Origin of the sequence: Niastella koreensis GR20-10 (assembly GCF_000246855.1) — a bacterium.
Lineage (GTDB): Bacteria > Bacteroidota > Bacteroidia > Chitinophagales > Chitinophagaceae > Niastella > Niastella koreensis.
This window is the reverse complement of the sequence record NC_016609.1, coordinates 3,303,028-3,315,292: the sequence shown is the minus strand read 5'-3', so window position 1 is coordinate 3,315,292 and position 12,265 is coordinate 3,303,028. Positions and strand designations below refer to the sequence as shown.

Here is a 12,265-nt window from a genome sequence, read left to right as displayed (position 1 = left end):
CCAATTAAAAGCCTTATGAGTGTGGGATTATGTGATGTAGGTTTTTATTCTCATGCGACAATCGTTTTGGATGTTAGAAAATGGTTGGGTATTTATAATGATGCTTAATCTCCCGTTGTTTAATCACAACCTGAGCCTTTGATGAGAATGCGGGTACCGCGGATCTCATAGGTGGCTGAAACCGATTCACAAATAATTTCCAGTTGGTCGTACAGGTTTTTACCTTTAATATCACCGGTAAACAAACATTTCGCCAGGCTTTCATTTTCCATCACCATTTCAATGTGATAGGCCTGCTCCAGGTAAGTTAAAACCCGCGCAATGGGCGCTTCGTCAAAAACAAAGTTCAGTTCCGTTACTTTTTCTTCGGCGTTCTTACTGGCTATTACGGGCAATGGGATCTCTACCAGGGTTGTTCTGAAATGGTGATCGTTATCGCTGTAAATCACCTTTTGATTGGGTTTCAGGATCACGCCACTCGATTCTTCGTTCTTTCTTTCCTGCACGGTTTCCCGGCCCGCTTCATACACAGCCACTTTACCCGTTTGCACCGACACTTCTACGTTCTTTGTTTGTGGGTTCGTTTTTACAAAAAAGCTGGTGCCCAGTACCTGGGTCACAATATTTTTACTGTATACATAGAAGGGCGATTTGGGGTTACGGGTCACTTTAAAAAAAGCATTTCCTTCCAGGTATACCTCCCGTTTAGGGCCTTCAAAGCGGTCGTGGTAACGCAAAATTGCTTTGGGTTCCAGCATTACCAGGGAACCGTCGGGCAAATGCACCGTATCGGTAATGATCTTATCATTTCGTACCTGGTGCAGCCCGGGCATTACTTTTTGTTGCATAGCGGTCTCCTGCTTTTTAGCAACCAGGTACCACCAGCCCGCTGTAAGAATGCTCCCCGTAATCACAGCGGCGCTCAGCCAGCGTATCCACACTGGTACAAGCTTCGCCGGTGGTGATTCCTGTTCCCTGCTTTCTGTAAGCAGGGTATGTTCCTGAATTTTCGGCCAAAGGCGTTCCAGGGTTTCTTTTATTTCACTGGCTGGCAGGGTAGGGTCAATATCTTCCTCATCACCCAGTAATTCATACCATTGTTCTACCAGCTTTCTTTCTTCCTCTGTGCAATCGTTCTCTACATACCGTTTCAGCAAATGATAAAAGGCCTTTCGATTCATGTAGTTTTGTTTGGAACTGCTCCATGAGCAGATTTAATAATAAGTCGGTTGTGCGGAATAAATCCCTAAAAGGGTGGAAGAAAAAAATCACCCGGCAGGGCCAGGTGATTATATAAAATGAATGGAAAATGATCGGCAGGAATGTAAAACGCAACGGGTATTGATTATCCCTTAACTACAGTAATTTGTAAAGCTTCAAAATCTTCAGCAATGGCTGCTTCCTCTGATTCGTAAAACCGGATAACAGGCGGGTTTTCCTCATCAACACCAAGGTCCAGCAGTAATAATCCACCGTGCGACATTTCTGCATAGCTGTCCGGAGAATGGGTAAGCCCCAATAAACCGATGGGAAGCCATTCTTCATTTTCAACCTTACCAATACAATCATCATCCATGAAATATTCATAAATATCCATCAGGTCGCAGCTGTTGGCTTGCAGGAAATCGCCCATTTGTTCCTGGGTCATTCCTTTCATCTTACTGGTCAGTTCAGCATATTCCCTGCTTAGGGCATCCCAGTCGAGCATGATCAAGTTTTCATTGTCATCGTCAATCACAACAGTAAGATCTTTACCAAAGTACGGGTGTAACCTTTTTTTAATAGCTTCCATAGTTCTCAGAGATTTAGTACGGAGCAATTATAATAATTTATAATTACATATTTTATCCCCCTCCTAAAGATGTATGAGGAACATTTCCACAATAATGAAATCTTTCAAATGTACGCGCATGAACTTAAGTGATTGTGTTACATGGTATTCAACAGCTTTTTCAGAAAGGTTCATGTATTGGGCGATCTCCTTGACAGAACGCTTTTCGTACCGGCTTAACCGGAAGATCTCCTGTGTTTTCTGGGGCAGCTTTTTTATGGTATTATCAATGGCAATCGATAACTCATGCAACAGCAGCCTTGATTCAGAAAGATTTTCCTGTACATTCATTTGCGCGGAGGCCGATTGGTAATACTTTTCACGAATAAGCCGGGAGCGGATGTAATCGATAACCTGGTAGCGGATGGCCGATTGAAGATAGGCAGGTAATTGTTGAATCTGGGCTGTTTCACGCTTTACCCATAAACTCACAAAAACGTTTTGCACCAGTTCTTCTGCTATGGGTTTTGATCTTACCTTTTTCAGAGCAGCAAGAAATACCATTTCACTATAGCGCACATAAATTTCCTCCAAAGCAGATCCATCACCGGCTTTGAGTAGTTTGAGAAGTATCGCGTCGTCAAAAACCTTGTAATTCATATGGCTGGGCAATACAAATGTAACCAATTAGCACGTGTGAAAATGTACAGAGTGAAATTGTATTACTAACACTAAATGTCGTTTATATCAATCAATTATTACATTTCGGTTGTACTAACAGGCTAATTGCCGATACGAATTTGCTAATATCTGCTAAAGACATTTGGGGGTGGTTTTTAAAATCAGTACCACTTATTATAAAATTTCTTAATTTTGGCGCCTGCTGAGATTATCCCGCTCTATTAAAACAACTTAAACGATACCCCGGTATTGTTCACCCAAAAAACGATTGTATATGAAAAGAATGTTTTTGCTTGCATCTACCTTCCTGATGCTTTCCTTTCTGCTGGCTGATAACGCCATTAGCAAAAAAGAAAGGAGTTATGCTACCAAACTATTAAAGGATACTGAAAAAGCTGTTTTTGAGCAGGTAAAGGGCCTTACACCAGCCCAGCTGATGTTTAAACCAGCACCCGACCGGTGGAGTGTTGAAGAATGTGTGAAGCATATTGCCGCCAGTGAAGAAATGTTATGGGGACAGGCTGAAGCTACATTGAAGCAGGCTGCCAACCCCGAAAAAAAATCGGAAATAAAGGTTACCGATGAGCAGCTGGTGCAAAAAGTGGAAGACCGCACCAATAAGGTGAAGACTGTGGAAAAGCTGCAACCGGAAAACATTCCCCTAAAAAGCACCGAAGAAGCATTGGACTCGTTTAAAAAGAACCGGGAAAAACTGATTGACTTTATAAAATCAACCAATGAAGACCTTCGTTCACATATTGCCACCATGCCCTTTGGTTCTATAGACAGCTACCAGTTTGTATTATTCATAGCTGCGCACAGTAACCGGCATACACAACAGATCATGGAAGTAAAAGCCGATCCCAATTTTCCGAAATGAAGAAGGACAACAAAGCAAAAGGCTGAAATGCTAACACAATAACAGAACGGTCAAAGGGGTTCAGTTCCTTTGACCGTTTTTATTTTATTGCACTTACTTTTTAGTTATCCCCGAACCCGCTTTCTCCAAAAGATCATTCACTTTGTATTTATTGGCGTACCTGTCATATTGCGCCAGATCAGCATCGTTTCGGAATTGCGCATCCAGGTAAATATGAAACAGGTCATTATTGGGGAACGAACGTTTCAGATTATGTACAGTCAGGAGTAATATTTCTCCCTTGCCATACGTCGAATAGAAAAACTTCCGTACCCGCTGGGTGCCCTTGGGTTGGGAGGTATACACATCTCTATAATAGATCCACACAGGCCCTTTCTCCAGGAAATAATAAGGCGTGAAGTTCCAGGTGCGAACAATGTCCTTCTTATTCTTGTAGGCATAGATCTCGTCTTTGAACACGTGCACCTTTTCTCCCTTGTGTTTTAAAATCAGATATGGCTTTGCAATAAATTCATTGAACCTGATTTTATTGTCCTCTACTGGATCATTGGTGGCATAAGTAAGTCTGTTGTTCTCAAAATCGTCGTAGGTGAGGTATACACCACTTTGCGCATTAACCATTATTGCAGATGCTATAAATGACAATGCGAGAAATATAATTCTCATGGTCTTATATTTAATGATTGAAGAAACAGCATAAAGCATGCTGATGAAGAAGATAAGTAGAGAAGGATTAAATCCGGTGAACGCAATGTAGTATAAAAAGCGGGATGTTTGCCCGTTGTGGCGGTGCATTATTAACAGGATATGCTTCCGTTAAAGAAGCAATGGCCTGAAATGAATAAGCAGGAAAAGAAGAGCTTATGGTGGCTGGAAAGCTTTTCGCAACCCGGATGTGCGTCTCATGGTGCTTTTGCTCATGGCCCAGCTTCAACTGCTTGTGCTCGTTGTTGCAATCCTTATATTCTTTGATAGCACCCAGGCCAATAGTAGCCAGGTTCTCCAGGCAACAATCCAGCCGCAATGTAGCACCCACCGTGCTGGTGAGATAAACAAGGGCTAATATAGTTACTAAAAGCTTTTTCATGAGTCTCCGCAAAAATAATAATAGTTGTTGTTTTGTGTGTTATTATTACGGTTCTGATTAGGCTTTTAATAACAAATTAACAGGATACAATTCAATGATTGTATAAGCAGAATAATTGTACTTGTTTGATTAGTACACTACCCACTTACCACAAGCGCAACTGCGTATACGAAGGTTTTATCCGCAAAGGCGAATCAGATTTTTGAGGAAGGGAAATGTGTTCTTTATCATGCGTAGCCTGCACGTGGTACACGGCCGTTTCTTCAAAACGCGAAGCAATTATTATTTGCGTATTACCGGCATGTTCATCAAATAATTGTTGAACCAGTTGAGGCGAGTTGTTATCTCTTGATAGATGCGCAAGGAAGAGATGGCTCATATACGAAGGCCGGTGTTTGGTAAATACTTCCAGCGCCTGTTTATTGGAAAGATGTCCATGCCCGCCACGGATGCGGTTCTTTAAATGCCGCGGATAACTCCCGTTCTCCAGCATGTCTTCATCATAATTCGCCTCCAGGAAAGCGGCATGGCAATGCTTGAAGTGAAGTACCAGATGATCGCAGGGTGAACCGATATCGGTGAAGATGCCAATGTTCACATTGTTGCCATTCACAATAAAACTATGCGGCTCGGCTGCATCATGAAATTTTGGAAAAGCCTGAATGGCCAACTCACCGATAGTAACCGGTTCATATGGTTTGAAGGTAATTACCTGATCTCTTTTAATATCGATGTTGCCGTGGTACAATGTGGCGTCGGTAATATAAACCGGGAGACTGTATTTCTTTGCGAGTACCGGGATGCCGCTGATGTGATCGGTATGTTCGTGTGAAACAAAAATGGCTTTTACCGTTTGCATCGATAAACCTATGCGGGCCATGCGCCGTTCCGTTTCGCGGCAGGAGATGCCCGCATCTACCAGGATGGCTTCCTGGCCGTTGCCCACATAATAACAGTTTCCATTACTTCCCGAATTCAGCGATGCAATATACAGTGACATGTTGGGTGCAAATATAGGCCATAATTCATCGACACAATTTCCATTTTCACCGAGGGAAGGCCTTTCAGGCAGGAATAAGGGTTAAACTTTACAAATAAACACGGTCAGATAGGCAATAACTCTACACAACCAAATCAAATAAGCATGGAAAGAAAGCATTTTCTGAAAAATGGATTAGCCGCCCTTGGTCTGGCAGCTATTGCTCCTTTGGCCAGCGCCTGTAAAAAGAATACCGATACCACCACCACAGATGGCAGTACCACCTCAGGCAGTACCGGTTCCTGTACCATTTCTCCTACTGAAACGGAAGGACCATTCCCCACCAAATCGCCCGGCACGCTGGTAAAATCCGATATTACGGGGGATAGGACCGGGGTTCCATTCACCATCAAGATCACAATTACAAACAAGAACAACAGCTGTAGTGCGTTGAGCGGCGCCCTCGTAGACATCTGGCATTGTGATAAAGATGGCAATTACTCCGAATATGGCGGTACCAGCATGCAATCGACCAATTACACGTCGGTTCACTTTTTACGCGGCCGCCAAACCACTGATTCCAACGGACTGGTGACATTTACTTCCATTTTCCCGGGCTGGTATTCAGGCCGGGCCACCCACATTCATGTGCACGTTTATAATGCAGCAGGTACTTCTTTGCTGGTAACACAGATCTCCTTCCCCGAAGGCAGTACCAGTGCGGTAGCAACTGTAAATGGCAGCGGTGGCACTACCTATGGGTATACAAAAGGAATGAGTGGTTATACTTATAATGCCAGCGATAATGTTTTCAGTGATGATACCGCAGGTATGGAATTGTCAACCGTGACTGGTAGTTTGTCGGGCGGATATACGCTTACCCATACCATCAATGTAGCAGCATAATAAGCGAATGTATGCATAAGGGAATAATCAGATTGTGTTACAGAAAGGTGATCGATGTAAGCTCGGTGAAACCCTGGGATAAACTGGTGTTTAATGATACCTACACCGAGTTCCTGTTGCAATCGCAATTCTATAACCAGGAAAAGAAATATACAGCATTCCGCGATTTAATTACCCATGTGCCGGCGGCCGAAAAGTTACATTTTCTCGTAAGCGCCGCCGTCATTGGGTATTTGCAACAACTGCAGGGTAGGGTGCCCGATCTATTGAATAGTTTGGGCCGGTTATTTCTGCCGTTTAATAACTACCGGTTCGAGATCATTAACTCTGATATAAAAGATAAAGCCAAACACCAGGTGGCCATTAGTTTCTTCACCGGTCACCTGGTTTGGCATGATACCATCAACAACCAGCTGTTGCTGTCTATCCCTGGCAATATGGAAAACGGTGAGCATTTAACAGAGCTGTTTATGTTGCCGCCGTTTGTAAGCATTTACTCAATAAAACCAGCAGCGCATGGTACAACAGAACAAGGGGAAAATATTCCTGGCTGAAGAACGTGGTCATCACGAAACAGACTGGTTCCGGAGTTTCAACACATTTAACTTTGGTCAATACCAACAGGAACATAAACTTCCGTTCGGACCATTCTATGTATTGAACGATGAAACACTGGCTGGTGGTAAAAGCATCTCCATGACCGTTGAAGCAGATTCGGTAATAGTTTTGATCCCGGTAGTGGGTACTATCGCCTATACAGATAGCGCCGGACATGCTAACTGTGTTTCTGCAGGAGAATGCCTGTTATATACAACGCCTAAGAACACTACTATTCAAATAAGCAACCCGTACCACGATGAACTGGTGAATTTTTTACAGCTCTGGTTCTATAAATTGGGTAATGAAAGGGATAATGCCCCGCAGGTAACTTTATTCAATATAATTAACAATACCAATCAACTGGTGCCAATACCGGTTACTCATCCGCATTATAAATTTTCTATTGGTAAATACAATGGCCGTGAGGAGTCTGTTTATAAACTCAGCCAGCTACAAAACGGCTTATTTGCATTTGTAATTCAGGGCGCCTTCGAAGTGCAATACCGCCTGTTACATCCACGTGATGGCCTGGCCCTCTGGGAGGCTTCGGAAATTGAATTGGAAGCACTTTCTAACGATGCTATTATTCTGGTAATGGAAATTCCGTTATTACATGTCGAATATTGAATGCAGAACGCTGAATGATGAAGTTACTTCAGCATTCAGCGTTCGATATTCGACATTCGTTATTAATTCGCTAATGGATTGTTTTGTAACTCTACATCCGGTAAGCCAAACAGTGTTTTAGTTGGCACCGGTTTACGATTTGGGAATTTAATCACCGAATTTACATCACTGATTGTTTGCGCCAGGCGATTGGTTCTCACCATGTCGAACCAGCGTTTGCATTCACCAATAAACTCATATCCTCTTTCGCGGAACACCATATCATCAAAAGCGGTTTGACTTAATCCTGCTGGCAGATCAGCTACAGCGCTGGCTGTATTGGTGGATACTCCATATGCCCGGCGACGTACCTGGTTAATAGCGCCATACGCAGCGGCAGTTGGACCGTTTACTTTGTTTTCAGCCTCAGCAAATATTAACAGCACATCGGCAAAACGATATAAGTAAAAGTCATTCCCATTTCCGGTGTCTATGGGCGCATTGGGGTCTTTGTATTTACCCAGTCGAAGATCATAGATGTCAGTTTCTATTTCTGCGGCTGTTACCACCCCATTGATCAAATAACTATTATACAAACTGAATTTTTTGCGCAGGTCATTGTTGTCCCAGTTTTTGATCAATGGCGCTGCAGAAATAATGCCGCCAAATTTATTACCACTTACTGAAAAGCCGGCTGCCTTTGCTTTAGAATCGGCCCAATAAGAAGCCATAAAAGCACCTTTGTCAACTATCTCGGAGAACTTCAATGAGAACACATCTTCTTTATTGGTTGCTAACGTAGGGGAGTATACAGTTTCCAGGGAAGGTTCCAGGTCATAGCCATAGTTGGCTTTATTGTCCATCACCTCTTTGGCTTTATCGCGCGCCAGTTGGTATTGACCTAATGTTAAGTAAATATCGGCCAAAGCTGTTTTGGCTGCGCCTGCTGTGGCACGGCCCGGGGACGTAGTGGTATTGGGCAGGTTGGCTTCTGCAAACTTCATATCCCTGATCACTGAATCATAGATCACATTAACCGGTGACAGGGCCAGGGCTACATCATTGGCGTTTACAATGGGCTGCAACCTCAACGGCACCTTACCCCAAACCCTAACGGCAAAATAATAACAATAGCCACGCACAAAATAAGCTTCACCATAAGCTTTATTTTTTACGGCATCACTCAGGGTTGTGTTGCGGTTCAGATTATCGATCAATGAGTTCGCCCTGCCAATGGCTTCGTACAGGGTAGTCCACGATTGCGCAAAACTGTTGGGCTGGCTCATTACGTTGTTGTAATTGCTCCAGCTCAATTGGATCGATCCGCCGTCGGCATATTCACTCATCAATTCCAAACCCAGGCCAACGGTTGATTCCCATAACCGGCCCCGGCTGCGCGTCAATGGTTCATATACTCCTATGATGGTTTGATCCAGTGTGGTGGGATCAAGAGCCCCCAGCGTAGCAATTGCCTTTGGCTTTTCTTCCAGTAATTTATCACAACTGGAAAGCAATGCAATGGCAAGATATATATAGAAGATCTTTTGTTTCATATATAATAATTTAAATAATCAGCTTAAAATGTGATTCCAAAACCCAAATTGTAAGTCTTTGCAGCCGGATATGCACCAAGATCAACACCCTGCCTGCGATCGTTCCCATTAAATGTATTCACCTCCGGATCGTAGCCTGAATAATCGGTAAACGTGAGCAGATTCTGGGCGCTAACATACACATTCAGGTTTTTGATAGCCTTGCTTTTTAGCTCGATGTTATAATCTAACCGGATGTTGCGTAACCTGAAGAACGAACCATTTTCCATATACCGGTCGCTGCGGAAATGATAGTTACTGACAGTAAGACTTGGAGTGGGATAAAAATCATTCACCGCTTTCAGTTTGTTATACTGGTTCACCGGTGTTGGAATGGTCATGTCGAATAAAACGGCATTGTTGATGCGCGATCCGCTTACGCCAGCCCAAATTGATGACAAGGTAAAACGTTTATACCGGATGGTTGGGTTGATGCCATAATACAGATCAGGGTAGGGGCTGCCTATGATCTGGTTATCCAACGCATTAATGAGGTCGCGACCAGTAGCATCTTTATCACCATTCAGATTCTCATATAAAGGAACGCCATCTTTATCCAGGCCCAGGAATTTTGGTCCAAAGAATGCAGAGAGTGGTTGGCCCGGGCGAATAATGCTGTTGGAACCGGATGCATCATTGCCACCGGCAATGGTGGGAATATCTTTCCCATCTTTTGTTTTAGTAACCTCGTTCTTATTGTGCGACAGGTTTACATCGATGTTGATGGACCAGTCGTCATTATTCAGAATATTGGCGCCCAAAGTAAATTCCCAACCTTTGTTTTGCACTTCTCCTACATTATCGATGATCTGGCCCGGACCCGAACCAATGCCGGCGCCTACCCCGGCACTTGGTGGCAATTGCACAAGCGCCAGCAGGTCGGTGGTGGTTTTAATATAATAGTCAAAACTGAGACGGAATCTTTCTTTCAAAACACCAGCGTCAAAACCGACATCAGTTTGCGTGGTAGTTTCCCATTTCAAATTAGGATTGGGGAAGGTTGGCGCCAACCCAACTGATAAACCGGTACCCGCACCCTGGCCCGTATTTACTGTTTGCCCCAGTAATAACGACTGATAAGGTTTGATGGCCGGGTTACCTGCCTGTCCCCAGCTGGCACGCACTTTCAGACTCGACAGCCAGGAAACATCCTGCAGAAACGCTTCCTCCGACATCCGCCAGGCAGCAGATACCGACGGGAACACGCCGTATTTATTATTCTCAGCAAATACAGAGGCGCCATCCCGGCGAATACTGGCGGCGAAGATGTATTTTTCTTTCAAATTCAACCGTACCCGGGCAAAGGCGCTGACGATCGCATCCTCAACAACGTTAGTAACCGGTTTACTCACAGAGCTGGCCGAACTAAAATTATAATTCTTTAACTGGTCTGTTCCAAAACCTGATGCGGCCAAATCGGTTGTATTGAGCCGTTCTTTCTGATACGATACCCCGCCAATGGCTTCAATGTACGACTCCGGTGTAAGGTTGTATTTATATTCCAAAAAATCTTCAGCCAGTAACGAGGTTTTATCATAGTTGCCCAGCTCGGCAGAACCAATATTGTTACCCAGGCGCGGCAAGATGCGGGGGAAATACAGGTCGCGACGGATACTATAAAAGTCGCCCGATAACCGGGTAGTATTGATTAGTCCTTTTGCGATCGTTACTTTAAAATCAACGCCGCCCTGAACGCGGGTAGTTGTATTTTGATCGAGCACTTCATCGGCCATGGCCACCGGGTTCTCGGCATCGATGCCATTAAAGCTGAATGGTGTAACATCCGTATACGTACCATCTGGATTTTTTACAGGTACTGTACTGATAGCACGCAATACAGAACCAATACCTGATTTACCCAGGTTGCGGGTATTGTCACCTACAGAAGGGGAGAAGCCATTCTGTTTGGCGCGTGAAACCGTGAGGCGTGATTGAACGGTAAAAATATCGCTCACTTTGCTATCAAGGTTCAATCGCACCGAACCACGCTGATAACCGCTGTTGCGAACAATACCCTGTTGATTGATATAACCGGTAGAAATGTAGTACCGGGTTTTATCATTTCCCCCTGAAACACTCAGGTTGTTATTGGTAAGCAAAGCGGTGCGGAACACTTCATCCTGCCAGTCGGTATTAACACCGGGCGTATAGGCCGCAAGGTCAGCAGGAAAGGCTATACCCGAATTGGTATAATACCGTTTGGAAAAATCTACATACTCATCGGCATTCATCAACTCCAGTTTCTTGCGTATTTTTTGCATACCGAAAGAGCTTTCAAATACTACCCGTGGTTGTCCGGCCCTGCCTGAGCGGGTAGTGACCATTACCACACCATTGGCGCCACGGGAACCATAAATAGCTGTTGCCGATGCATCTTTTAATACTTCTATCGATTCAATATCCGACGGATTAATAGTGGCCAGTCCGTTGGCGCCCCGTACATCATCATTGAACTGCGGCAATCCGTCAATAACGTACAGGGGTTCATTACCACCTGCGATAGACGAAACACCGCGTACGCGAATACTGATGCCGGCTCCCGGTTGTCCGGATGTTTGTTGTACCTGTACACCCGCCAGGCGGCCCGCTACAGCCTGTTCAACACTTACAACAGGCATTTCGCGCAGCTTTTCGCCTTTAATGGAAGATACAGCGCCGGTGAGCTCGGTCTTTCGTTGGGTGCCATATCCAACTACTACCACATCCGACAGACCTTGTGCTTCTTCTTTTAACTGCAGTTCAACCGGCACACCTGCAGTGGCGATTATCTCTTTCTTTTCAAGACCAATGGAAGAAAACACAAGTGTCACTTTATCGCCTGATGCTGAAATGGTGAAGCTGCCATCTGAGGCGGTAGCAGTAGTTACTTTGCTATTTTTGACCTGGACAGTGACCCCTGCAAGTGGAGCTTGTTGCGGATTGGTAACTCTTCCGGTAAACTGTTTGTTTTGGGCAAAAGCAACAGAACACCAGCACATTACCAATGCAACCAAGGTTAGTTTGGTTGTAGGCATAACAATCGTTTTAAATTGGGTTTACAGGCAAGACAACAAATACAGGTTAATAGATGTAACAGATCTGCTTTATTTACGGAAACGTTTCCGCATGACAGCCAGTTAGTTATCGTGATAAGTACATAATAAATGCGCTTTTGGGCAGGCGT

Annotated in this window: 12 protein-coding genes; 4 read left to right on the top strand and 8 right to left on the bottom strand. The window is 44.2% G+C overall.

Going from position 1 to position 12,265, the window contains the following annotated elements; translation table 11 throughout:
* Positions 1-119: 119 nt before the first annotated feature.
* The 3 genes from NIAKO_RS13150 to NIAKO_RS13140 form a co-directional block, all read right to left on the bottom strand.
* Positions 120-1,181, bottom strand: a complete 1,062-nt coding sequence (locus tag NIAKO_RS13150) for a FecR family protein (protein ID WP_014218924.1) — start codon at positions 1,179-1,181, stop codon at positions 120-122.
* Positions 1,182-1,345: 164 nt separating this feature from the next.
* The gene (locus NIAKO_RS13145; protein ID WP_014218923.1) at positions 1,346-1,792 is read right to left on the bottom strand and encodes a hypothetical protein; all 447 of its coding nucleotides are present in this window, start codon (positions 1,790-1,792) and stop codon (positions 1,346-1,348) included.
* 63 nt (positions 1,793-1,855) lie between these two features.
* Positions 1,856-2,431 (bottom strand): RNA polymerase sigma factor, encoded by a 576-nt coding sequence (locus NIAKO_RS13140; protein WP_014218922.1) that lies wholly within the window; start codon positions 2,429-2,431, stop codon positions 1,856-1,858.
* Between the two features lie 295 nt (positions 2,432-2,726).
* On the opposite strand from NIAKO_RS13140, the gene NIAKO_RS13135 reads away from it, so the two are divergent.
* Positions 2,727-3,332 carry a DinB family protein gene (locus tag NIAKO_RS13135; RefSeq protein ID WP_014218921.1) on the top strand — a complete coding sequence of 202 codons (606 nt, stop codon included), beginning with the start codon at positions 2,727-2,729 and terminating at the stop codon, positions 3,330-3,332.
* 93 nt (positions 3,333-3,425) lie between these two features.
* Here NIAKO_RS13135 and NIAKO_RS13130 read toward each other — a convergent pair whose 3' ends face one another.
* From NIAKO_RS13130 to NIAKO_RS13120, 3 genes are all read right to left on the bottom strand, one after another.
* A complete protein-coding gene (locus NIAKO_RS13130; RefSeq protein ID WP_014218920.1) occupies positions 3,426-3,998 on the bottom strand; it encodes a hypothetical protein in 573 nt (190 codons plus the stop codon).
* A 67-nt stretch (positions 3,999-4,065) separates the two neighbouring features.
* Positions 4,066-4,419 carry an HYC_CC_PP family protein gene (locus tag NIAKO_RS13125; RefSeq protein ID WP_014218919.1) on the bottom strand — a complete coding sequence of 118 codons (354 nt, stop codon included), beginning with the start codon at positions 4,417-4,419 and terminating at the stop codon, positions 4,066-4,068.
* Positions 4,420-4,564: 145 nt separating this feature from the next.
* On the bottom strand, positions 4,565-5,419 hold the full coding sequence (locus tag NIAKO_RS13120; protein ID WP_014218918.1) for an MBL fold metallo-hydrolase: 855 nt from the start codon (positions 5,417-5,419) through the stop codon (positions 4,565-4,567).
* A gap of 144 nt (positions 5,420-5,563) precedes the next feature.
* Between NIAKO_RS13120 and NIAKO_RS13115 the strand changes: the two genes are divergently transcribed.
* Genes NIAKO_RS13115 through NIAKO_RS13105 form a run of 3 tightly spaced genes read left to right on the top strand, consistent with a single transcriptional unit; the run spans position 5,564 to position 7,531 of the window.
* The gene (locus tag NIAKO_RS13115) at positions 5,564-6,304 is read left to right on the top strand and encodes a dioxygenase family protein (protein WP_014218917.1); all 741 of its coding nucleotides are present in this window, start codon (positions 5,564-5,566) and stop codon (positions 6,302-6,304) included.
* 11 nt (positions 6,305-6,315) lie between these two features.
* Entirely contained in the window at positions 6,316-6,858 is a 543-nt protein-coding gene (locus tag NIAKO_RS13110; RefSeq protein WP_014218916.1) for a hypothetical protein, read from the top strand.
* A complete protein-coding gene (locus NIAKO_RS13105) occupies positions 6,821-7,531 on the top strand; it encodes a pirin family protein (RefSeq protein WP_014218915.1) in 711 nt (236 codons plus the stop codon). Before NIAKO_RS13110 ends, NIAKO_RS13105 begins: the two co-directional genes overlap by 38 nt.
* Positions 7,532-7,593: 62 nt before the next feature.
* On the opposite strand, the gene NIAKO_RS13100 is transcribed toward NIAKO_RS13105, so the two are convergent.
* Positions 7,594-9,063: a RagB/SusD family nutrient uptake outer membrane protein gene (locus NIAKO_RS13100; protein ID WP_014218914.1), complete on the bottom strand. Its 1,470-nt coding sequence runs from the start codon at positions 9,061-9,063 to the stop codon at positions 7,594-7,596.
* A 23-nt stretch (positions 9,064-9,086) separates the two neighbouring features.
* A complete protein-coding gene (locus NIAKO_RS13095) occupies positions 9,087-12,116 on the bottom strand; it encodes a SusC/RagA family TonB-linked outer membrane protein (protein WP_014218913.1) in 3,030 nt (1,009 codons plus the stop codon).
* Between the last annotated feature and the right edge of the window lie 149 nt (positions 12,117-12,265).